22 protein-coding genes are annotated in these 22,087 nt (G+C 69.4%); 10 read left to right on the top strand and 12 right to left on the bottom strand.

Features of this window, described 5'->3' with window-relative positions:
* The first annotated feature begins 83 nt into the window (after nucleotides 1–83).
* Nucleotides 84–1,394 carry an MFS transporter gene (locus AOZ06_RS28525; protein WP_157233296.1) on the top strand — a complete coding sequence of 437 codons (1,311 nt, stop codon included), beginning with the start codon at nucleotides 84–86 and terminating at the stop codon, nucleotides 1,392–1,394.
* Here the strand turns inward: AOZ06_RS28525 and AOZ06_RS28520 are convergent.
* Nucleotides 1,388–2,470 (bottom strand): aldo/keto reductase, encoded by a 1,083-nt coding sequence (locus tag AOZ06_RS28520; RefSeq protein WP_054292219.1) that lies wholly within the window; start codon nucleotides 2,468–2,470, stop codon nucleotides 1,388–1,390. The genes AOZ06_RS28525 and AOZ06_RS28520 overlap by 7 nt on opposite strands.
* A gap of 124 nt (nucleotides 2,471–2,594) precedes the next feature.
* On the opposite strand from AOZ06_RS28520, the gene AOZ06_RS28515 reads away from it, so the two are divergent.
* The 3 genes from AOZ06_RS28515 to AOZ06_RS28505 all read left to right on the top strand — a co-directional run bounded on the left by AOZ06_RS28515 (nucleotide 2,595) and on the right by AOZ06_RS28505 (nucleotide 5,978).
* The gene (locus AOZ06_RS28515; protein ID WP_054292218.1) at nucleotides 2,595–3,458 is read left to right on the top strand and encodes an AraC family transcriptional regulator; all 864 of its coding nucleotides are present in this window, start codon (nucleotides 2,595–2,597) and stop codon (nucleotides 3,456–3,458) included.
* 97 nt (nucleotides 3,459–3,555) lie between these two features.
* A complete protein-coding gene (locus tag AOZ06_RS28510) occupies nucleotides 3,556–5,004 on the top strand; it encodes an alpha/beta hydrolase (protein WP_225952926.1) in 1,449 nt (482 codons plus the stop codon).
* 116 nt (nucleotides 5,005–5,120) lie between these two features.
* Complete coding sequence (locus AOZ06_RS28505; protein ID WP_054292216.1) at nucleotides 5,121–5,978, top strand: immunity 49 family protein; 858 nt, start codon at nucleotides 5,121–5,123, stop codon at nucleotides 5,976–5,978.
* Nucleotides 5,979–6,091: 113 nt separating this feature from the next.
* Here AOZ06_RS28505 and AOZ06_RS28500 read toward each other — a convergent pair whose 3' ends face one another.
* From AOZ06_RS28500 to AOZ06_RS28470, 7 genes are all read right to left on the bottom strand, one after another.
* A complete protein-coding gene (locus AOZ06_RS28500) occupies nucleotides 6,092–7,273 on the bottom strand; it encodes an acyl-CoA dehydrogenase family protein (RefSeq protein ID WP_054292215.1) in 1,182 nt (393 codons plus the stop codon).
* Nucleotides 7,273–8,142 carry a 3-hydroxyacyl-CoA dehydrogenase NAD-binding domain-containing protein gene (locus AOZ06_RS28495; RefSeq protein ID WP_054292214.1) on the bottom strand — a complete coding sequence of 290 codons (870 nt, stop codon included), beginning with the start codon at nucleotides 8,140–8,142 and terminating at the stop codon, nucleotides 7,273–7,275. Before AOZ06_RS28495 ends, AOZ06_RS28500 begins: the two co-directional genes overlap by 1 nt.
* Nucleotides 8,139–8,882: an acetoacetate decarboxylase gene (locus AOZ06_RS28490; protein WP_054292213.1), complete on the bottom strand. Its 744-nt coding sequence runs from the start codon at nucleotides 8,880–8,882 to the stop codon at nucleotides 8,139–8,141. The genes AOZ06_RS28495 and AOZ06_RS28490 overlap by 4 nt, the downstream gene beginning before the upstream one ends.
* Nucleotide 8,883: 1 nt before the next feature.
* On the bottom strand, nucleotides 8,884–9,645 hold the full coding sequence (locus AOZ06_RS28485) for a crotonase/enoyl-CoA hydratase family protein (RefSeq protein WP_054292212.1): 762 nt from the start codon (nucleotides 9,643–9,645) through the stop codon (nucleotides 8,884–8,886).
* Nucleotides 9,642–10,799 (bottom strand): CaiB/BaiF CoA transferase family protein, encoded by a 1,158-nt coding sequence (locus AOZ06_RS28480; protein WP_054292211.1) that lies wholly within the window; start codon nucleotides 10,797–10,799, stop codon nucleotides 9,642–9,644. Before AOZ06_RS28480 ends, AOZ06_RS28485 begins: the two co-directional genes overlap by 4 nt.
* 121 nt (nucleotides 10,800–10,920) lie before the next feature.
* A complete protein-coding gene (locus AOZ06_RS28475; protein WP_054292210.1) occupies nucleotides 10,921–11,829 on the bottom strand; it encodes a LysR family transcriptional regulator in 909 nt (302 codons plus the stop codon).
* 7 nt (nucleotides 11,830–11,836) lie between these two features.
* Nucleotides 11,837–12,214, bottom strand: a complete 378-nt coding sequence (locus AOZ06_RS28470) for a DUF5997 family protein (protein ID WP_054292209.1) — start codon at nucleotides 12,212–12,214, stop codon at nucleotides 11,837–11,839.
* Nucleotides 12,215–12,250: 36 nt separating this feature from the next.
* On the opposite strand from AOZ06_RS28470, the gene AOZ06_RS28465 reads away from it, so the two are divergent.
* Nucleotides 12,251–12,994 carry a LysR family substrate-binding domain-containing protein gene (locus AOZ06_RS28465; RefSeq protein ID WP_054292208.1) on the top strand — a complete coding sequence of 248 codons (744 nt, stop codon included), beginning with the start codon at nucleotides 12,251–12,253 and terminating at the stop codon, nucleotides 12,992–12,994.
* Nucleotides 12,995–12,999: 5 nt separating this feature from the next.
* On the opposite strand, the gene glpK (AOZ06_RS28460) is transcribed toward AOZ06_RS28465, so the two are convergent.
* Both glpK (AOZ06_RS28460) and AOZ06_RS28455 read right to left on the bottom strand, forming a co-directional pair.
* A complete protein-coding gene (gene glpK, locus AOZ06_RS28460; protein ID WP_054292207.1) occupies nucleotides 13,000–14,847 on the bottom strand; it encodes a glycerol kinase GlpK in 1,848 nt (615 codons plus the stop codon).
* Nucleotides 14,848–14,854: 7 nt separating this feature from the next.
* The gene (locus tag AOZ06_RS28455) at nucleotides 14,855–15,622 is read right to left on the bottom strand and encodes an IclR family transcriptional regulator (RefSeq protein WP_054296985.1); all 768 of its coding nucleotides are present in this window, start codon (nucleotides 15,620–15,622) and stop codon (nucleotides 14,855–14,857) included.
* Between the two features lie 156 nt (nucleotides 15,623–15,778).
* Between AOZ06_RS28455 and AOZ06_RS28450 the strand changes: the two genes are divergently transcribed.
* Genes AOZ06_RS28450 through glpD form a run of 3 tightly spaced genes read left to right on the top strand, consistent with a single transcriptional unit; the run spans nucleotide 15,779 to nucleotide 19,804 of the window.
* Nucleotides 15,779–16,576 (top strand): MIP/aquaporin family protein, encoded by a 798-nt coding sequence (locus AOZ06_RS28450; RefSeq protein WP_054292206.1) that lies wholly within the window; start codon nucleotides 15,779–15,781, stop codon nucleotides 16,574–16,576.
* Nucleotides 16,577–16,593: 17 nt separating this feature from the next.
* The gene (glpK, locus tag AOZ06_RS28445; RefSeq protein WP_054292205.1) at nucleotides 16,594–18,105 is read left to right on the top strand and encodes a glycerol kinase GlpK; all 1,512 of its coding nucleotides are present in this window, start codon (nucleotides 16,594–16,596) and stop codon (nucleotides 18,103–18,105) included.
* Between the two features lie 4 nt (nucleotides 18,106–18,109).
* Nucleotides 18,110–19,804: a glycerol-3-phosphate dehydrogenase gene (gene glpD / locus AOZ06_RS28440; RefSeq protein WP_054292204.1), complete on the top strand. Its 1,695-nt coding sequence runs from the start codon at nucleotides 18,110–18,112 to the stop codon at nucleotides 19,802–19,804.
* 51 nt (nucleotides 19,805–19,855) lie between these two features.
* Here glpD and AOZ06_RS28435 read toward each other — a convergent pair whose 3' ends face one another.
* Nucleotides 19,856–20,269: a DUF6010 family protein gene (locus AOZ06_RS28435; RefSeq protein ID WP_225952925.1), complete on the bottom strand. Its 414-nt coding sequence runs from the start codon at nucleotides 20,267–20,269 to the stop codon at nucleotides 19,856–19,858.
* 114 nt (nucleotides 20,270–20,383) lie between these two features.
* Nucleotides 20,384–20,836 carry a MarR family winged helix-turn-helix transcriptional regulator gene (locus AOZ06_RS28430; protein WP_054292203.1) on the bottom strand — a complete coding sequence of 151 codons (453 nt, stop codon included), beginning with the start codon at nucleotides 20,834–20,836 and terminating at the stop codon, nucleotides 20,384–20,386.
* Between the two features lie 127 nt (nucleotides 20,837–20,963).
* Between AOZ06_RS28430 and AOZ06_RS28425 the strand changes: the two genes are divergently transcribed.
* Nucleotides 20,964–21,479 (top strand): DoxX family protein, encoded by a 516-nt coding sequence (locus tag AOZ06_RS28425; protein WP_054292202.1) that lies wholly within the window; start codon nucleotides 20,964–20,966, stop codon nucleotides 21,477–21,479.
* Between the two features lie 59 nt (nucleotides 21,480–21,538).
* Nucleotides 21,539–22,066, top strand: a complete 528-nt coding sequence (locus AOZ06_RS28420) for an EF-hand domain-containing protein (RefSeq protein WP_054292201.1) — start codon at nucleotides 21,539–21,541, stop codon at nucleotides 22,064–22,066.
* Nucleotides 22,067–22,087: the final 21 nt, after the last annotated feature.

Raw genomic sequence — 22,087 nt, 5'->3', positions numbered from 1 at the left:
TACAGGGTCGGACAATGTCTTACCTGAAAGAGTGAGACTGTATACGATTCTGGCCGGTTTCCTCCAGCGCACGGGGAGTCGCGATGATGCGATTGACCAAGCACGTCGACGCCGAGCACCGCCGGGTCGTCCTGGCGGCCATGGTCGGCACGACCATCGAGTGGTTCGACTTCTTCATCTACGCCATCTGCGCGGGCCTGGTCTTCGCCTCGCAGTACTTCGCAGCCCTGGGCGAGGACGCCCTGCTGCTGTCGTTCGCCACCATCGGCATCAGCTTCTTCTTCCGGCCGGTCGGCGCCATCATCGCAGGCCACTTAGGCGACAGGATCGGCAGACGCGCCATGCTGATCCTGACCTTGCTGCTGATGGGCGTGTCGACTGTGCTGATCGGCCTCGTTCCCACCACCGCCTCGATCGGCGTCGCCGCGCCGATCATCCTGGTGCTGCTGCGGATCCTGCAGGGCCTCTCGGCCGGCGGCGAGTGGGGCGGCGCGGCGCTGCTGGCCGTCGAACACGCCCCGGCCGACCGCCGCGGCCTGTACGGCGCGTTCCCGCAGATCGGCGTACCCATCGGGTTGCTGCTGGCCAACGGCGTGCTGGCGCTGGTCGCGGGGCTGACCACGGCCGAGCAGTTCCTCGCGTGGGGCTGGCGGATCCCGTTCCTGGCCAGCGTGGTGCTGATCGCCGTCGGGATGTTCATCCGCACGAGGGTTTCCGAGAGCCCGGTCTTCGAGGAGGTCCGCCAGACGCGGGCGCAGTCGAGCATGCCGATCGTGCCGCTGTTTCGCAACCACTGGCCGCTGGTGATCGCCGGCGCGTTGATGTTCGCGGCCAACAACGCCGTCGGGTACATGACCACGGGCGGGTACGTCCAATCGTATGCGACCCGCACGCTGCACCTGGACCGCTCGACCGTGCTGATCGCGGTGATGATCTCCGCGGTCGGCTGGCTGGTGAGCACCCTGGCGGGCGGCTGGCTGTCGGACCGCTACGGCCGCGTCCGGGTCTACCAGGTCGGGTTCGTCATCCAGCTGGCGTGGATGTTCCCGTTCTTCGCCCTGCTCAACACCGCCGACCTCGGCCTGATGATCCTGGCGCTGCTGCTGTTCTCGGTGGGGCTCGGCCTGACGTACGGACCGCAGGCCGCGTTCTACTCGGAGATGTACCCGACCAGAGTGCGGTACAGCGGCGCTGCGATCTCGTACGCCCTCGGCGCGGTGCTCGGCGGCGCGTTCGCGCCGACCATCGCCGAGGCACTGCAGACGGGCACGGGAACGGTGTACTCGGTCGCCGTCTACCTCGCGGCCATGACGCTCATCGGCCTGGTCACGACCGTGTTCGTGAAGGAACGGCGTGGTGTGCCGCTCAGCGACGAGGTGGCGAGGACTCAGTAGCGGACTGACCGTTGCAGCAGCGGGGGATACACAGTGGACGTCTCGCCGTCCACTGTGGTCCCGCCGAACTGGAGCATCGCGCGTGTCGTGCTGTTGACCGCCGCCGGGTAGTTCAGCGAGGGCGCGGACACCTCGTCGAGCCGGGCGAGGTGGTCCGGGCCGAGGCTGATCACGAGGCCTTCGAGGTTGCTCGTCAGGTGCTCCAGGCGGCGGGCGCCGACGATCGGCACGACCGTGCCCGGCCGGGCGCGCAACCAGGCCAGGGACACCGCCGCGGACGTGGTGCCCAGTTCGTCGGCGATCGCGGCGACGGCGTCGATGACCACGAACTCGTCGTCGGTCGGGCCGCCGACGAACGCTGCCCGCGCGGAGTCGGTGACCTGCTCGCCGCGGCGGTACTTGCCGGACAGGTAGCCGTTCTTCAACGGGCTCCACGGCACCAGCGCGATCCCCTGGTCGAGCGCGAACGGCGCGAGTTCGCCCTCGACTGTCCGCGCCAGCAGCGAATACTCCACCTGCAGCGCGATCAGCGGCGTCCAGTTCCTCAGCAGCGCCGTGGTGTGGGCCTGCGCGGTGAACCAGCCCGGGGTGTTGGAGAACCCGACGTAGCGGATCTTGCCCGCCGTGACGAGGTCGTCCAGCGTGCGCATGGTTTCCTCGACCGGGGTGTTGCGGTCCCAGTTGTGCAGCCAGTACAGGTCCAGGTGATCGGTGCGCATGCGCCGCAGGGTCTCGTGCAGCTGGGCGACGATGGACGAGCGGCCGGCGCCGCCCCCGTTGGGGTCGCCGGGGAACATGTTGGTGAAGAACTTCGACGCCAGCACCACGTGCTCGCGACGGCCGGGGTGGGCGGCGAACCAGTCACCGAGGATCTTCTCGGAGTGGCCGTTGGTGTAGAAGTTGGCTGTGTCGACGAAGTTCCCGCCGAGGTCCAGATAGGACTCCAGGATCCTGCCGGACTCCTCGACGCTGGTGCCCGCGCCGCCGGGGTCCTCGCCGAAGGTCATCGCGCCCAGGGCGAACGGGCTGACGCGCAGGCCGGAGCGGCCGAGGGTGACGTACTGATCGAGTGGCATGCCTCAATTCCACCGCGACCAGGGGCTCGCGGCGTAGACCAATCGAGGCGCGCTCTTGCACAATCCTCTCAACCCAGCCCCGATCAGGCTTGTTGTCGGGCGGCGGCCGTGCTTGCATCATGATGTGCCTGGCAAAGCCCTTGACGAGATCGGTGGCCGGATCGACGCGCATGCCCGATCCGACCTCAGCACGCCGATCGACGGCCTGCTGCTGTCCCGCGTGGACGACAGCGAGCCGGACTACTCGCTGACCGAGCCGCTGTTCGTGGTGATGGCCCGCGGCGCCAAGCGGCTGATGCTCGGCGACCAGGTGTACGAGTACACGGCAGGGCAGTACCTCGTGGTCACCACGGACCTGCCGGTGACCGGTCACTTCACCAGGACCCCGTCGCTGGGCCTGGGAATGGTGCTGCGCCCGGCCACGATCGCCGCACTGGCGCTGGAGATGCCGTCCCGCGAGCACAGCAGCGCGGCGATCGCGACCGGCACGGCGAGCGCGGAACTGCTCGACGCTGTGGTCCGGCTGCTGCGGCTGCTGGAGCACCCGCGGGACGTGCCGGTGCTGGCGCCGCTGATCGAGAAGGAGATCCTGTGGCGGCTGCTGACCGGGCCGCACGGCGGCATGGTGCGGCAGATCGGCTTGGCGGACAGCGCGTTGACGCACGTCAACCGGGCGATCCGGTGGATCAGGGACAACTACGCCGAACCGATGCGCGTCGAGGACCTGGCACGGCTGGCCGCGATGAGCACGTCCGCGTTCCACCGGCATTTCCGGGCGGTCACGACGATGAGCCCGCTGCAGTTCCAGAAACGGATCCGGTTGCAGGAGGCGCGGTCGCTGCTGGTGTCGCGGGCCGGGGACGTCGCCGGTGTCGGGCACCTGGTCGGTTACGAGAGCCCGTCGCAGTTCACGCGCGAGTACCGGCGGATGTTCGGCGTCCCGCCCAGCCAGGACGCCGCCCGGTTGGGCGCGCGGTCGCTGCCGTGAAGTGAGATATGTCAGGGCTCTCCACGAGAAATGTCATGGCCGGCCCATGACGAGATCGCACTGTGCGTGATCGACGTGTGCCGTTTAGCTCAAAGGCATGAGAACGCTGATGGGCAAATCCGTTCTGGCCGCACTCGCCGCGGTGGCGATGTCGGTCCCGGCGACAGCGTCCGCGGCACCAGACCCGCTGACCTGGGGAAAGTGCCCGGCGGACATCGTCGACCCCGGCCTGCGGTGCGCCACACTCGCCGTTCCGCTGGACTACCGCCATCCCGGCGGGCAGACGATCGAGATCGCGATCTCGCGCCTGGCGAGCACCCACCCGCACAAGCGTCGCGGTGTGCTGCTGACCAACTCCGGCGGACCGGGCGGCACGGGCCTGGCCTTCCCCGCCACCCTGCGGAAGTTGGGTCTGCCGCAGCAAGTGCTGGACAGCTACGACGTGATCGGGATGGATCCGCGGGGTGTCGGCCACAGCACCCCGGTGACCTGCGGCCTGACGCTCGCAGACCAGCCGAGCAACATCCCGAGGTACGCCCGCAACGCGGCCGACGTGGCGGAGGAAGCCAAGCGGGTCGCCGCGGTGGCCAAGAAGTGCGCGTCATCGAGCACGGCGTCCTTGCTGCCGTACATCACGACGGCCAACACCGCACGTGACCTGGACCGTGTCCGTGCTGCGCTCGGCGAGGCGAAGGCGTCCTACTTCGGCCACTCCTACGGCACTTACCTCGGTTCGGTGTACGCCACGCTGTTCCCGGACCACACCGACCGGGTCCTGATCGACAGCGCGACCGGACCCGGCGGCTGGGACGTCGCGCTGTCGCGGCGGCTCGGGCAGGGCTTCGAGGACAGGTTCCCCGATTTCGCGAAGTTCGCCGCCGCCCGCCCCGAATACGGCCTCGGAACGACACCGGCGCAGGTGCGGGCGAAGTACTTCGAGCTGGCCGCGCGCCTGGACGCGAAACCGAGCCCGGACGGCTACACCGGGACGGCATTCCGGTTCGTCACGTTCGCCGACTCCTACTTCGACTCGAAGTTCCCGCAGCTGGCCGAGACCTGGCGGGCGCTCGACACCGGCAACCCCGTTGCGCAGTCCACATCGGACGCCGCCCCGGCCGGTGCGCCCACGGACAACTACATCGCCAGCCAGCTGCACGTGATCTGCAACGACTCGGACTGGCCGCAGGACGTGCGCACCTACCAGCGCCACGTCACGATCGACCGGTTCCGCTACCCGATGTTCGGCGGGGCCGGGGCCAACATCACGCCGTGCGCGTTCTGGCCGTCCGACCCGGTCGAGCCGCCGGTGAAGATCACCGACCGCGGCCCGTCGAACGTGCTGATCGTGCAGAACCTGTGTGACCCGGCCACGCCGCTGGCCGGCGCGAGGAAGCTGCGGCAGAGCCTCGGGCAGCGGGCCCGGATGGTGACCGCCGACCACGGCGGGCACCTGGCGTACCTGTTCATCGACAACAAGTGCGTCCATGACATCGCGACCACGTTCCTGGTCACCGGGCAACGCCCGCAGCTCGACTCCGCCTGCTGAGGGGGCTGCGCGGGATGGGCCGGGCAAGATCTGCCCATCCCGCCGCCCCAGCCGGTTGTCCAGGCGGATCGCGAAACCGGCCCGCGGCGGCGTACTCGGGCAGTAAGGTCGCCGTCATGTCGATCATGTCCGTGGCACGCCATGACGTGGACCCCGAGTACGCCCGTCGCCAGGCCGAGGCGATGGCACCGGCCACGTACCGATTCCTCGACAGCGTGGCGACGAACCCGGACGCGCTGAACTCCGTGTGGTCATGGGGAAGGGCCGTCCTGGCCCACCGCTGCGTCCTGGACCCGACCGCGAGCGAGCAGGCGACGTGGGACGCGTTGCGGCTGACCGGCGACGCGAGCACGGCGATCTTCGTGGGCGCGACCGGTAGCGGCGTGGTCGAAGCCCAAATCGGGACGCGCGCGGTCAGCTTCACCGCGCCGGGGCCCAACGGCCACGCGGACGCGGGGAGGTGGCTGCACGCCGTGTGGCTTGCCGTGGTGGAACGGGACGATCAGCGGGTCGCGTGGCTGTGCGAGGTTCCGGAAACCACTTTGCGTGGTTCCGGCGCGGTGTACAGCGACCACATGTGGCCGTGGGTCGAGTCCGTACGGACCTACTTGCGGGGTGAGCCCGTGACGCCGGCCATCTTCGCACCGGCTATGGACGGCACCGATCCGGACCGGTCCACTGTGACTCCGCGCGATGCCATGCTCCTGTTGAACTTTCCGCCGATTCAGCTGTTCTACTACCTGTTCCGCGGCCTCCCCGACAAGTTCAACGCGGCACTCGAAGCCGCGCTGACCAGCTATCGGCGGTATTGGACGATGGCGCCCGACCGGACCGACGAGCCGGACGGTTTCATCGCGCCTTCGCTGCTGGGCCTGGCTGTGCTGGCTCTCAAGGCCGGGATGCCGGTCAACGTCAGTTCGCCGTATCTGCCGGAGAACTTCCTGCGCGGCATCCGGCCGTCGGACGCGTCGTGATCCGCAGTTCTCCACGGCGCAAGTGGATGGGGCGGCAGATTGACCGGGGCATGGATTTCCGGCGCGGGAAAGAGACCTGGCCGTGCGGGCCAGGTCCCCTGAGGTGGTTCTGATCAGACGAACGCGCTGAGTCCGGTGATCGCCTTGCCGACGATCAGCGTGTTCATCTCACGGGTGCCTTCGAAGGAGTAGATCGCCTCGGCGTCGGTGAAGAACCGGGCGATGTCGTGCTCCAGGAGGATTCCGTTGCCGCCGAAGATCTCCCGGCTGCGGGCGACCACGTCACGCATCCGGCTGGTCACGAACGCCTTGGCCAGCGAGGAGTGCTCGTCGCGGAAGATCCCGGCGTCCTGCAGCCGCGCGAGTTGCACGAGCATGCCCCACGAGGCGGTGATGTCGCCGAGGCTCTTCACCAGCAGGTCCTGGACCAGTTGGAACTTCGCGATCGGGCGGCCGAACTGCTGACGCTGCTTGGCGTAGTCCAGTGCGAGCTCGTACGCGCCGATCATCACGCCCAGCGCCTGCCAGGCGACGCCGCCGCGGGTGGCGCGCAGGATCTCCGCGACGTCGCGGAAGGAGTTGATGTTCTGCAGGCGGTTGGCTTCCGGCACGCGCACGTCGGTGAGGGTGATCTCCGCGTTCTCCACGATCCGGAACGCCACCTTGCCCTCGATCTTCACCGGGCTGAACCCCGGTGTGCCCTTCTCGACGACGAAACCCTTGACGTTGTTGTCGTCGAGGTCCCGCGCCCACACCACGACGTAGTCGGCGAACGTGGCGTTGCCGATCCATTTCTTCGCCCCGTTGAGGATCCAGGTGCCGCCGTCGCGTTTGGCGGTGGTGCGCATGCCGCCGGCCACGTCCGAGCCGCCGAGTGGTTCGGTCATCGCGAACGCGCCGATCTTGTCCATCGCGGCCATCGACGGCAGCCAGCGGTCGCGTTGCTCCTGGCTTCCGCCGGAGTGGATCGAGTACATCGCGAGTCCGTTGTGGACACCGAAGAAGGTGGCGACCGACGCGTCCGTGCGGCTCATCTCCATGGCCATCATGCCGGTCAGCAGGTGGCTGACGGCGGGCTGGTGCTCGCCGTAGCCTTCGTACGGCAGGCCCGCGAGGCCGCTGGCGCGGAACTTGCCGATCAGTTCGCGCGGGAATTCGCCCTTGGCCCAGTACTCGTTGACCAGCGGCTTGATCTCGTCACGCATGAACGCGCGGGCCTTCAGCAGGAACTTGCGCTCCTCGTCCGGCAGCAGGGCTTCGTAGTCGTAGAAGTCGGCGATCAGTTGGTCGTCCATCAGTTCAGCTCCAATGCGGACAGCACGGCCGACTGCCTGCGGTCGCGGCTTCGGGTGAGTTCGGCGTACGGGGCGGATCCGTAGGCTTGTTCGACCGCTTCGATGAGCGGTTCGGAGTCGTCCGACGGTTCGCCGAGGTCGATCCGGCGCATCGACGCGCCGATGTGGTTCATCAGGTGCCGGTAGCCGCCCGGGCCGCCGCCCAGGTGGGAGGCGAGGAACGGGCCGGTCGTGGCCCACCGGATACCGAGCGAGCTGGTCACGACCGTGTCCAGGTCGGACGGTGTGATCACGCCTTGTTCGACGAGGTAGGCCGCCTCGCGGCTGAGCGCGTTCTGCAAGCGGTTGCCGACGAACCCGGGGATCTCCTTGCGTTCCACGACCGGTGTGCGGCCGGCCGACCGGTAGAACTCCACGGCCGCCTGCACGGAGTCCTCGCTTGTGCGTTCGCCGGGTACGACCTCGACCAGGGGCAGCACGTGCGGCGGGTTGAACGGGTGACCGATGAGGATCCGCCCGGCGTCCTCGATGTCCGCGGTGAACGCCGTCGAGGGGATCGCCGACGACGAGCTGAGCAGCAGCGCGTGCGCGGGCGCCACACGTACGAGCGTGGCGAACAGGTGCTTCTTGAACTCCAGGTCCTCCGGGCCGCTTTCCTGCACGACGTCCGCGTCCCGCACAGCCTCGTCGACCGAGGCCGCGATGCGGATGTCACCAGGCAGTTCCGCGACGGCCGCCGCCAGGTCCGGGCGTGGGTCGCTGATCCGGACGGTCATCCCGTGCGAGGCGAACAACCGGGCCCACGACAGGCCGATCGTGCCCGCGCCGACCACTGCGATGTTCGCTGCGATTTTCACTGGGACGGTCATTGAAACTCCTCGAGGTAGTCGAAGACCGGCTTGACTCCGGCGAGCGTCAGGTCGGTGCGGATGTGGCTGGCGGACACGACCTCCAGCACCGGCAGGTCCGCCATCGGAGCCAGCACGTGCTGGAACAACTGCAGCCGCGCCGGACCGGTGAAAGCCTCCTTGACCACCACATCGGTGATCTCGGTGCGCACCAGCTCCTGCACGCGGGGCGTGCCGTCATAGCCGGGAATGGTCTTGAGCATGAACGTCGGCACGGTGATCTGTGCCTCGGCGTCCCGAGCGTCCAGCGCGTGGTGCTTGTAGCCCATGGTCGCGGTGGCCACCCGCAGGGTGCCGTAGTCCACTGTGCCCACCAGGGCACCGCTGTCGACGTACAACCGTGGCTGGCCCAGGACCTTCGGGTACGCGCTGACCTCGCGCCCCGCGGCGGTGGCCGCGAAGTTGTCGAGGTACATCGCGTGCAGGTACTCGCCGCGTTCACCGTCGAACTCGACCTCGACCGCCTGGCCCGCTTCGGTGTACGGGCCATACGCGGTGACGTCACCCATCTGCATGACCTCGAAGCGCACCAACGGTTCCACGATCCGCAGTGGTTCCGGCACGACGGCCCGCAGGGCCTCGATGTCGGTGCGGTACACGATGTTGAGGTACTCGCGGTCGGTGAACCGTGCCGCGACCGGGGCGAACGCGGGGCTGGTCAAGGGGGTGGTGATGTGCCGGCGGACTTCGTCGATCCTCATGTCACTGTCCTGTCCACTGTGGAGCGCGGCGTTCGGCGAACGCCGTCATGCCCTCGCGGACGTCGGCGGACGCCATCAGGGCACGCATCTGGTCGCGTTGCAGGGCGAACGCGTCCGCCTCGGGCATACCGTCCGTGGCGTGCACGATCTTCTTCACCGCGGCGAGGGCGAGCGGGGCGTTCGACGCCAGTCGCTCGGCCAGCCGGATCGCGACCGCGGCGGCCTCGCCTGCCTCGGTGACCCGGTTGACCAGGCCCAACTCGGCCGCGCGGCGGCCGTCGACCGGTTCACCGGTCAGCAGGAACTCCATCGCGAGGTGGTGGGGCACGCGGCGGGGGAGACGGATCACGCCGCCGCCCGCGGCGATCAGGCCTCGCTTGACCTCGGGCAGCCCGAACTGCGCGGCACCCGCGGCCACGATCAGGTCACAGGCCAGCGCCAGTTCGAAGCCGCCGCCCATGGCCCAGCCCTCGACCGCCGCGATCAGCGGCTTGGTCACGTGCGCCTCGGTCACGCCGCCGAAGCCACGGCCGGGCACCCCGGGCGATTCGCCCGCCAGCGCGGCCTTGAGGTCCATGCCCGCGCTGAACGTGCCTCCGGCACCGGTCAGCACCCCCACCCGCAGGCTCGCGTCGGATTCCAGCTCGTCCAGCGCGGCGGCCAGGCCGGTCGCCACGGCGGCGTTCACCGCGTTGCGCGTCTCCGGGCGGTCGATCGTGATCAGCAATGTCGAGCCGATCCGTTCTGTGCGTACCGCGTTCATGACCGGACTCCTGACAGCTCGGCGAGCACCTCGGCGGTGTCCTGGCCGGGCAGCGGGGCGAGGCGGCGGATCGAGCCCGGGGTGGCGGAGAACCTCACCGGGATGCCGATCGTGCGGACCGGGCCCTCGCTGGGGTGTTCGTGCGTGTCCAGCAGGTGGCCGTCGCGGACGTAGTCGTCCTCGTGTGCCTTCTCGAGGTCGAGCACGGGTGCCATCGGGATGCTGTGCTTGGCGCACACCTCGGCCCACTCGGCCGTGGTCAGCGCCGGGGCGCACTCCTCCAGCAGCGCCAGCAGGGCGGGGTAGTCCGGGCGGTCGATCGCGTCGCCGTTGACCCGCGGGTCGCCGGCCAGGTCGGGGCGCCCGGCCGCCGCGAAGAAGTCGCGGAAGTTCTGCGGGCCGTAGGGGATCACGCAGGCCAGGCCGTCCTTGGTGCGCACGGCCTTGTGGCCCGTGGTCATCGAGGCGGGAAAGCCGGTCGGTGCCTGCGGCGGCTCGAACACGTGCCCGGCCAGGTGCTCGACGAGGTTGAACGCGATCAGCGTGTCGGTCATCGGGACCTCGACCTGCTGGCCCTGGCCGGTGCGGTCGCGGTGCACGAGCGCGGCGAGCACGCTGTAGACGATGGTCAACGCGGAGACCTTGTCGGCGATGATCGTCGGCAGGTAGACCGGTTCGCCCAGCGCCCGGTTGGCGATGTCGACCAGGCCGGACGAGGCCTGCACGGTCTCGTCGTACGCGGCGTTGCCCGCGAGGGCGGAGTCGGCGCGGAAACCCTGGGCGTGGGCGTAGACCAGGCCGGGGTTGCGCTCGGCGATGTCCTCATAGGTCAGTCCGAGCCGGGCCAGCGCGCCGGGGCGCATGTTCGTGATCAGCACGTCCGCGGTGCCGATGAGGTCGAGGGCCTGCGCGCGTTGGGCGTCGTCCTTGAGGTTGAGCGACACGCTGCGCTTGTTGCGGTTGACGTTGAGGTCCAGCGGGGTCATGCCCGGCGTGGTGCGGTACAGGCCGACTCGGACGGTGTCGGACGGCGACTCGATCTTGATCACGTCCGCACCGAGGTCGCCGAGGATCTGTGCCGCGTACGGGCCCATCACCACGGTCGACAGGTCGATCACCCGCACTCCGGCGAGCGGTCCGGCTGTGCCAGTCATTGCTGCCGTCCTTTCCCGTATTTCGTTGTTCCCGTCTGACGTCAACGGTAGGAACAACGGCCGGAAAAGGGAATCACCGTATGGCGAACAATGGTGTGACCGCAGTGGTCACACCATTTTCTCAACGCAGGATGGGTTCGCCGAAGACCTCGCGGGCGATCGCGACGATGTCGTCGAGGTCACCGCCGTCGGCCCGGTCCCGCCGCCAGACCAGGCCGGTTTCCATGTGAGCCGGGAAGTCCGTGACCGGCAGCACGGTCACGTCGGCCACCCGGTAGCCACGCATCGGACTGTCCTCGTCCAGCATCGAGAAACCGAATGCCGCACTGCTCGAAATGACTTCGGACACGCCGCTGTAATCGGTTCCGGTCAATTTCATTCGTTTTCTGACACCCCGGTCGGCGAGTTCTCTTTCCAGGACGTCGAAATACGGCGGCAGGACCTCCGGCGGCGCGCTCACATAGGTGAAATCGGACAACTCGGCCAGCGTGACGGCTTCCCGGCCCGCGAACCGCGTCGCCGACACCACCGCGCCCAGCCGCTCGGACATGACCGGCAACTGGTCGAGCGCCGGGTCGCCGACGGGCAGGCGGGCCAAGGTCAGCGCGAGTTTCCCGTCCCGCACCGCGTCGATCAGCGCCGAAGTCACCCCCGGCCAGCGTTTGAGGTCGACCCGGTCGCTGATCCGCTCGGCCAGCGTGTTCACGCGGGCCCGCAGGTCCGGGTGGATGCCCGCGGGCATGCCGAGCAGCATCGTGCCGTGCCGCGGCCCGGTGGCCTCACGCAGCCGCCACGGGATCGAATTCACCTGATCGAGGACATCCCTGGCGATCGGCAGCAGCGTCTCACCCGCGGCGGTGAGCCGGACGTGGTGCGTGTCGCGGTCGAACAACCGCTGGCCCAGTTCGTGTTCCAGGTCCCGGATCCGCTGGCTCAACGGCGACGTCGCCATGTGCAGCCTGCGCGCCGCCGCGGTGAAGTTCAGTTCCTCGGCGACCGCGACGAAGTAGCGCAGGTGCAGCATCTCCACGGCGTGCTCACTTCGCCGCCGGGCGCTCCTTGAGCCGGGCCTCCTCGGCACGGACCTCGGCCTGGGTCTCGCGTTCCCGCACCAGCCAGTCGGGGTTGGCGTCCCTGATCTCGTTGATCTGCTCGGTGGTCAGCGCGTCCGTCACACCGGCACGGGCCAGGCCGCTGATCGACACGCCCAGCCTGGTCGCGATCACCTGACGCGGGTGCGGGCCGTTGCGGCGCAACTCACGCAGCCACTCCGGCGGGCTCGCCTGCAGAGCGTTGAGCTCGTCGCGGGACACCGCGCCCTCCTGGAACTCCGCGGGCGTGGCTTCGAGGTAGACACCCAGCTTCTTGGCCGCCGTTGCGGGCTTCATCGTCTGGACGGTCTTGCGCGACGTCATGGCACCTAGCGTAACCGGACCCAGTAACCTGGCCCTGTGACAGGCTCGGATGTGCCCCTTTCGTTCCGCCTCGGGTACGTCCCGGGAGCCACCCCGGCCAAGTGGGTGCGGATCTGGGCCGAACGCGAACCCGGCGTGCCGCTCGAGCTGATCGGCGTCACCGCGGCCGAGGCCGCCGGGAAGGTCCGCGCGGACGAGGTCGACGCCGTGCTGCTGCGACTGCCCGCCGACCGCGAAGGCCTGCACGCCATCCCGCTCTACACCGAGACCACAGTGGTCGTCATCCCGAAGGACCACGCGATCGCCGCGGCCGACGAGGTGACTCTCGACGACCTCGCCGACGAGGTCGTGATGCACCCGGCCGACGACACTCTCGACTGGACACAGCCACCCGGCCTGCCCGCGCTGCACCGCCCGGACACCACGCCCGACGCGATCGAACTCGTGGCCGCGGGCGTGGGCCTGCTCGTGGTTCCGCAGTCGCTGGCCCGCCTGTACCACCGCCGGGACCTGACCTACCGGCCTGTCACCGACGCGCCGCAGTCGCGGGTCGCGCTGTCGTGGCCGGAGGAGGAGACCACCGACCTGGTGGAGCAGTTCATCGGGATCGTGCGCGGCCGGACCGTGAACAGCACCCGCGGCCGCCAACCGGCCCAGCCCCAACCTCAGCCCAAGGCTAAGAAACCGGCGCCTGCCAAGAAGACCGGGGCGAAACCGGTTCGGCGCCAAGGTGCGCCGCAGCCGGGCAAACGCGGGAAGCCCGGCCGCCGCTCACGGTAGGAGCGTCACGGGGCGAACCGCCGGGTGCGTTCGGCGGTGAACGCCCGGCCGAGCGCTGTTCTGTCCGAAGGGGACAGCGTGCGGCGCAGTTCGTTGAGCAGCGTGCGTTCCTCGTCCCGGATGTGCGCCTGGACCACGCGTTCCAGTTCGTCCGGATCCTCGGGGACGAGGCCCTCGGCGGGATCGGTGTGCAGCACCCGCTCGGTCGCCGCCACGTGCGCGCTCAGCTGACTGGCCAGCTCGCGCAGCACACCGGCCCGGTCGGCGTCGTCGTCGCGCAGCTCGCGCAGCAGGTTCTCCATCCGGCGGTGGTCGTCGAGGATCACGTCGACCACGTCCGTGCCCGGCGGGCGGGCCGCGTCCACCGGGCGCATCCAGCCGAAGGTCAGCTCGACGGCCTGGCGCCAGTTCACGTACTCGGCCTCCCGCCGCGCCTGCGCCATCGTGGGCTGCCACTGGCCCGCGCGGTGCCAGTTGCGGCGCAGGCCTTCCAGGTCCGGCCAGTACCCGACCGACAGGCCCGCCGCGTAGGCCGCGCCGAGCGACACCGTCTCGGCCACCATCGGCCGCACCACCGGCACGTCCAGCACGTCCGCGACGATCTGCATCAGCAGGTTGTTCGCGGTCATCCCGCCGTCCACTCTCAGCGTCGACAGCGCCAGGCCGGAGTCGGCGTTCATCGCGTCGACGACTTCCCGCGTCTGCCAGCCGGTCGCCTCCAGCACCGCCCGCGCCAGGTGCCCCTTGGTGATGTACGACGTCAGCCCGGCGATCACGCCACGGGCCTCGCTGTGCCAGTGCGGCGCGAACAGCCCGGAGAACGCGGGCACGATGTAGCAGCCGCCGTTGTCGGCCACGGTCCGTGCCAGGGTTTCGATCTCCGGCGCGGTGCCGATCAGCTCCAGGCTGTCGCGCAACCACTGCACCAGCGAGCCGGTCACCGCGATCGAGCCTTCCAGCGCGTACACCGCGGGCTCGGCACCGATCTTGAACCCGACCGTGGTCAGCATCCCGTGCGCGCTGCGCACCGGGGTCTGGCCGGTGTTGAGCAACAGGAAACTGCCCGTGCCGTACGTGCACTTCGCCTCGCCCGGCGCGAAGCAGGTCTGGCCGAACAACGCCGCCTGCTGGTCGCCGAGCGCCGCCGCGATCCGGATACCGGGCACCACGGTCGTGGTGGTGCCGTAGACCTCTGTGGACGACCGGATCTCCGGCAGCATCGCGCGGGGGATGCCGAAGAAATCCAGCAGTTCGTCGTCCCACGACAACGTCCGCAGGTTCATCAGCATCGTGCGGCTGGCGTTGGTCACGTCGGTGATGTGCAGGCCACCGGTCAGGTTCCAGATCAGCCAGCTCTCCGTCGTGCCGAACAGCACCTCGCCGCACTCGGCCCGCTCCGGCAACCCCGGGGTCTGGTCCAGCAGCCAGCGGATCTTGGGCGCCGAGAAGTACGTGGCCAGCGGCAACCCGCACAGCTCACGCACCCGTTTCGCGCCCGGCTCCCTGGTCAGTTGTTCGACCACCCGGTCGGTCCGGGTGTCCTGCCAGACGATCGCGCGGCCGATCGGCGCGCCCGTCCGCCGGTCCCACAGCACGGTCGTCTCACGCTGGTTGGCGATGCCCAGCCCGACGATCTGCTCCGCGCTCGCCCCGGCCCGGGCCAGCGCCTCCGGCATCAGCCGCGCCAGGTTGCGCCAGATCTCGGCCGCGTCGTGCTCCACCCAGCCGGGCCGGGGGAAGTGCTGCTGGTGCTCGCGCTGCACCACCGACACCAGCCTGCCGCGCGCGTCGAACAGGATGCACCGGGTCGACGTGGTGCCCTGGTCGACCGACATCACGTAACGATGCGTCATCTCACCCTCACCACCGGGACGCGCCGAGGTCGCGGGACACCGCACGGGCGGCGTCGCGCACGTGCCCGAGCAGTGTCGCCTTCGGACTGCCGTGCGAATCCATCAGGCGTTCCACGGCACCCGAGATCCCCAGCGCACCGACCACGATCCCACCGTGCCCCCGGATCGGCGCCGCGATACCGGCCTCGCCGGGCGTCATCTCACCGAGTTCGCCCGCCCAACCTCCCTCACGCACACCGGCCAGGGCACGCTTGATCGCGGTCAGTGACGACAACGTCCGCCGGGTGTAGGCGACGATCTCGCTGCCGCGCAGGGAGGCCACCAGCGCCGTGTCGTAGGCCAGCAGCACCTTGCCCAGCGCGGTCGCGTGCAACGGCAGCAGCGCGCCGACGTCCAGGGTCTGCAGCGAGTCGTCCGGCCGGAACACGTGGTGCACCACCAGCACCCGCCCGTCGAGGGGAGACCCGATCCGGACCGCCTCGCCGCTGCGCGCGGCCAGCGCGTCCGCCCAGTTGATCGCGCGGGACCGCAGTTCGTTGACGTCCAGGTAGCTGGTGCCCAGGTGCAGCAGGGCCGCGCCGAGCTGGTACTTGCCGGTGTCGCGGTCCTGCTCGACGAACCCGACGCCCTGCAGGGTGCGCAGGATGCCGTGCGCGGTCGCCTTGGCCAGCTCGAGCGACTCGGCGATCTCGCCGACGCCGAGCTTGCCGGAGCCGCGGGCCAGCAGCCGCAGGATCGCGGCGGCTCGTTCGATCGACTGGATGGGTCCCGGCACCGCCCGCGCGACCTCCTCACCGGCTCCGATTCGGCATTGTCGAACACCCTCCGCGCGCCGTTCGACAATGCCGACCGGCACTCGTTGACCTGTTCTTTCCACGATCTTAACGTTCGGGTGAGCCGGGGCCTTGGGTGTCCTTTGTGGAGGAATGCAGTGCTGCGAAACCTCAAGTCCCGCGGGCTCGCCGGCGAGCTGGCCGCCGAGTTCGTCGGGACGCTGATCCTGATCCTGTTCGGCTGCGGCGTGGTCGCCCAGGTGGCCGCCGCCGGGATCGGTGATCACGACAGCATCGCCTGGGCGTGGGGGCTGGGCGTGACACTGGGCGTGTACGTCGCCTCCCGGGTCAGCGGCGCGCATCTCAACCCCGCCGTGACGATCGCGCTCGCGGTGTTCAAGGGCTTCTCGTGGAAGAAGGTCGCGCCGTACGCCCTCGCGCAGACCGCGGGCGCGTTCCTGGCCGCGCTGCTGGTGCGGTGGAACTACACCGAGGTGCTCAACGCCGCCGACCCCGGCCTGACGATCAAGACGCAGGGCGTGTTCTCCACCCTTCCGGGTAACGGCACCCTTCCGGTGGGTGACTGGGGCGCGTTCCGTGACCAGATCATCGGCACCGCCATCCTCGTGCTGGTCATCTTCGCCATCACCGACCTGCGCAACACCGCGCCGCTGGCCAACATGGGCCCGCTCGTCGTCGGGTTCTCCGTGGTCGCGATCGGGATGGCGTGGGGAACCAACGCCGGTTACGCGATCAACCCCGCCCGCGACTTCGGGCCGCGGCTGGCGTCCTGGCTGACCGGCTACGAAACGGCGTTCCAGGACCAGCACGGTCACTCGTATTGGTGGATTCCGGTCGTCGCCCCGGTTGTCGGCGCGCTGATCGGCGCCGCGATCTACAAGTTCTTCATCGAGAAGTTCCTGCCAGCCGACGAGCCAGTCGCCGTCAAGGCCTGAGGAAGGAGTGACCCCCGATGCCGGAATTCGTCGCGTCCGTCGACCAGGGCACCACCAGCACCCGGTTCATGATCTTCGACCACGGTGGCAACGAGATCGCCCGCCACCAGCTCGAACACGAGCAGATCCTGCCCAGGCCGGGCTGGGTCGAGCACAACCCCACCGAGATCTGGGAACGCACCCGCTCGGTGATCGAGTCCACGTTCGCCAAGACCACGCTCACCGCCGCCGACCTGGCCGCGCTGGGCATCACCAACCAGCGTGAGACCACAGTGGTCTGGAACCGGCGCACCGGCCGCCCGTACTGCAACGCCATCGTCTGGCAGGACACCCGCACCGACCGCATCGCCACCGAGCTCGAGCGCAGCGGCAAGGGCGACGTGATCCGCCGCAAGGCCGGACTGCCGCCCGCCACGTACTTCTCCGGCGGCAAACTCCAGTGGATCCTGGAGAACGTCGACGGCGTGCGCGCGGACGCCGAGAACGGCGACGCCCTGTTCGGCACCACCGACACCTGGCTGCTGTGGAACCTGACCGGCGGCAAGGACGGCGGCGCGCACGTCACCGACCCGACCAACGCCAGCCGCACCATGCTGATGGACCTGGAAACGCTGGCGTGGGACGACGAACTGCTGTCGTTCTTCGGCATCCCGCGCCGGATGCTGCCGCAGATCAAGCCGTCGTCCGGGCACCTCGGCGTCACCAGGGCGGGTGGCCCGTTCCACGGCGAGGTGCCGATCACCGGCGACCTCGGCGACCAGCAGGCCGCCACCGTCGGCCAGGTCTGCCTCCGGCCCGGCGAGGCCAAGAACACCTACGGCACCGGCAACTTCCTGCTGCTCAACACCGGCCACGAGCTCGTGCGCTCCAAGCACGGCCTGCTGACCACGTTGTGCTACCAGTTCGGCGACGACAAGCCGGTGTACGCACTGGAAGGCTCGATCGCGGTCACCGGCTCGGCCGTGCAGTGGCTGCGTGACCAGCTCGGCATCATCAGCGGCGCCTCGCAGAGCGAGACCCTGGCCGCCCAGGTCGCCGACAACGGCGGGATCTACTTCGTGCCCGCGTTCTCCGGCCTGTTCGCGCCGTACTGGCGATCCGACGCCCGCGGCGCGATCGTCGGCCTGACCCGCGCGACCACCAACGCGCACGTCGCGCGGGCCACCCTGGAGGCGATCTGCTACCAGAGCCGTGACGTCGTCGAGGCCATGCAGAACGACTCCGGTGTCACACTCGACGTGTTGCGTGTGGACGGTGGCGTGACCGCCAACCAGCTGTGCATGCAGATGCAGGCCGACGTGCTGGGCGTGCCGGTGTCCAAACCGGTCGTCGCGGAGACCACCGCACTCGGCGCCGCCTACGCCGCCGGGCTGGCCATCGGGTTCTGGAAGTCCACTGAGGAACTCGTGCGGAACTGGAACGAAGACCGGCGCTGGCAGCCGAGCTGGACCGAGGAGCAGCGGGCCACGGGCTACGAGGGCTGGAAGAAAGCCGTCGGCCGGACGCTCGACTGGGTCGACGTGGAATAGGGAGATGGTCGAAGTGTCTGCTGTACCGCTTTCCCCGCAGTACCGCGCGGACGCGCTGCGTACGCTGCGCACGCGGGAAGTCGACGTCCTGGTGATCGGCGGCGGGGTGACCGGCGCCGGCATCGCGCTGGACGCCGCGTCGCGCGGCCTGTCGGCCGGGCTGGTCGAGGCCCGCGACTTCGCCGCGGGCACCTCCAGCCGGTCCAGCAAGCTGATCCACGGTGGCCTGCGCTACCTGGAACAGCTGGACTTCAAGCTGGTGCGGGAGGCGCTGAAGGAACGTGGGCTGCTGCTCACGACACTGGCCCCGCACCTGGTGCGCCCGGTGAAGTTCCTGGTGCCGCTGACGCACCGGGTGTGGGAGCGCGGCTACATCGGCGCGGGCGTGATGCTCTACGACACGCTCGGCGGCGCGCGTGCGCTGCCCCGGCACCGGCACCTCAGCCGCCGCCGTGCGTTCGAAGTCGCCCCGGGGCTCGCCCCCGACGCGTTGATCGGCGCGATCCAGTACTACGACGCCCAGGTCGACGACGCCCGGCACACCATGATGATCGCGCGCACCGCGGCCGAACAGGGTGCCGCGGTGCTGACTCGGGCACGGATGACCGAGTTGCTGCGGTCGGGCGACCGGATCACCGGCGCACGCGTGCGTGACCGGGAGAGCGGCGCCGAGTTCGACGTCCGGGCCCGCGTCGTGATCGCCGCGACCGGGGTGTGGAGCGACGACATCGCCAAGGCGGCCGGGATCCCGGCGCCGTTCACGGTCCGCGCGTCCAAGGGCATCCACCTGGTGGTGCCCAAGGAGAAGATCGACCTGGACACCGGGCTGATCCTGCGCACCGAGAAGAGCGTGCTGTTCGTCATCCCGTGGGGCCGCCACTGGATCGTGGGCACCACCGACACCCCGTGGGAACTCGACCGCAACCACCCGGCTGCCAGCAAGGCCGATGTGGACTACGTGCTCGACCACGTCAACGCCGTGCTGCGCACGCCGATCACCCGTGACGACATCGAAGGCGTGTACGCGGGACTGCGGCCACTGCTCGCGGCGAAGGCGGCGGAGACCACCAAGCTGTCCCGTGAGCACGCGGTCGCCAACCCGGCGCCGGGGCTGGTGGTCATCGCGGGCGGCAAGTACACGACCTACCGGGTGATGGCCGAGGACGCGGTGGACATGGCGGCGGAGAACCTGTCTCGGCCCGTGCGGCCGTCCGCGACCGACCGGCAGCCGATCCTGGGCGGGGACGGCTACCACGAACTGTGGCGTGACCGCACCGACGTGGCTGTCCACACGGGACTCCCGGTCGCCCGGATTGAGCACTTGCTGCAGCGGTACGGCACCGCCATCCACGACCTGCTCGCGCTGGTCCGCGAACGCCCTGTCCTGGCCGAGCCGATCACCGGTGCGCAGGACTACCTGAAGGTGGAGGCCGTGTACGCGGCCTCGCACGAAGGTGCCCTGCACCTGGAGGACGTGCTCACCCGGCGTACGCGGATCTCCATCGAGCAGCCGGACCGCGGTGTGGCCGCCGCTGCCGAGGTGGCCGCTCTCGTCGCCCCGGTTCTCGGGTGGGACGACGCCAAACGGCAGCACGAAGTGGACAGTTATCTGTCCCGGGTGGACGCTGAGCGCTCGGCGCAGCAGCAGCCGGACGACGCCACGGCCAACGCGACACGGCTCAGCTTCGTCGCCGTGTAGAGAGCTCCTGTGGGTGGCCGCGGATCGGGTGGCCACCCACAGGGCTGGGGCCTAGTCCCGCTCGTTGGACGTCGGCGTTGGCTCGCGTTTCGTGGGCAGGATCGACCGGCCGCCCATGAAGCACCAGATGGCCAGCACGGGATCGCAGACGGCGCACCCGAGCGACGAGTGCTCGACGAACGGGATGATCGGGTATCCCTTGACGTGGTGCACGATGTCCCACCCGGTGTGCAGCAACCAGGCGATCCCGATGAAGGTCCACGATTCCAGGCCGCGGAACGCGCAGTACGTCACGACGACGGTGAACGGGATCTCCCAGCCGCCCATGCCGCCGCTGCTCAGGTAGGCCGCGCCGGCACCGGCCACGGCGACGGCGTTGAGGCGGCGGCGTTGCGGCTCGCGCACGAGCGACATCGCCACGATGTAGGCGAAAGGGACCAGGGCAAAGACAATCGCAGTCGTCAACGGTGTCCTCGGTTTCCGGCGAGATCGAACACGGATCTTGCCGGAACGCTATGCAGGGCGCGGCCTGGTCACCATTGGCGAAAAGGACACGTTCCAACGGATAATCGCCAGAGGTCAGCGCAGGTGGTCGTGCAGCGCCGCGATCGCCGTGGCCATGCCGGTGAACTCCCGCTCCGACAAGCCGTCGCGGAACAGCGCGCGGACCAGCGCCGCGTGACCGGGTGCGGTGTCGCGGATCTTGGCCCAGCCCTTGTCGGTCAGGTAGGCCACCACGCCGCGTTCGTCGTGTGTGGACGTGCGGCGGCCGACGAGACCGGCCTTCTCCAGCTGGGTGACCTGGTAGGTCAGGCCGCTCTTGGACGTCACGGCCGCCTGTGCCAGCTCGGTCATCCGCAGTGAGCCTTCGGGTGTGTCCGACAGTCGGGTGAGCACCTCGTACTGCGGGTGGGTCAGGCCCGCTTCGTCTTTCAGCTGCTGCTCGATCCGCCGGTGGATGGTCGCGGTGACCGTGAGGAAGTCCTTCCACGCGGCCAGTTCCGACTCGGTCAACCATCTGTCGTCCGTCATGGGGACAAGCCTATTCGTGACCGGCCGGCCTGTCGGTTCCCTGTCGACCCGCGCCGCGGTCGTTGAAATGTGAACAAACCGGGATACGCTTCGTTCGAATTTGAACCAACCTGTGGAGGGACCTTTCATGGCTGTCGTGGCCGAAGTGGACGTCAAGCGCGGGACTGACAGCGGATTGCTGGTGCTGCGGGCCGCACTGGGCCTGATCATGGCGGCGCACGGAGCCCAGCAACTGCTCGGCTGGTTCGGTGGCGGCGGCATCGACGGCACCGCCGCGTTCTTCGCCGCCAGCGGCTACTCCGCCTCGACGCTGATGGCCGTCCTGTCCGGACTGAGCCACATCGTCGGCGGCCTCGCCTTGACCGTTGGCCTGTTCACGCCGCTGGCCTGCGCCGCGATCATCGGCACCATGATCAACGCCGTCGCGGTCATGTGGGGATCCGGGTTCTTCGCGGCCAAGGGCGGCATCGAGTACGAACTGCTGCTCGTCGTCGCCACCGCCGCCGTCGCGCTCACCGGCCCCGGGCGGCTAGCCCTGGACCGCGGCATCCCGGTGCTGCGCGAGCACCGAGCCACACTGGGCGTCGCCGGAATCGCGATCGGTGTCGTGTCCGGAGTGCTGGTCCTCGCACTGTTCCGGTAGAAGCGGGTCGCCTGAATGGCCGACGCGCGTGCTCGGCCGTTCAGCCTACTGTCGACGGCATGGCGAGCGACTTACAACGACGCAAAGTAGCCGGTGTGTTCGGCGCCATGGACGTCGACAGCGACGGTTTCCTTGAGGAGCGGGACTTCCGGGCGCTGGCCGACCGGTGGACGGCGCTGCGCGGCGCGGACGAGCAACGCCTGACCTCCATCATGCTGGGCTGGTGGGCCACCCTGCTGGCAGCGTCCGATCAGGACAGGGACAACAAGGTCACCCTGGACGAGGTCCTGCTCGTGGTCGACCGGCTGCCGGAGATGCCGGACACGGTGGTCGCCACCGCCGACGCGATGTTCAAAGCCATCGACGCGGACGGGGACGGATACGTCTCGGCGGCCGAGTACCGCCAGATGATCGAAGCGTGGAACGGCACCACGACCGACACCGACCCGATCTTCCCGGCACTCGACACCGACGGGGACGGGCGGCTCTCGCGCGCCGAGTTCGCGACGCTGTGGTTCGAGTTCTGGGCGGGCGACAACGCCGACGCGCCGGGAACCCTGGTGTTCGGGCCACTGGTGGCCAGCTGACGTCCCGGTCCACCGCCCGGG

Source organism: Kibdelosporangium phytohabitans (assembly GCF_001302585.1).
In the GTDB taxonomy this organism is placed as follows: Bacteria; Actinomycetota; Actinomycetes; order Mycobacteriales; family Pseudonocardiaceae; genus Kibdelosporangium; species Kibdelosporangium phytohabitans.
Note: the sequence above shows the minus strand (reverse complement) of the source record. Positions and strands in the feature narration are given on the sequence as shown.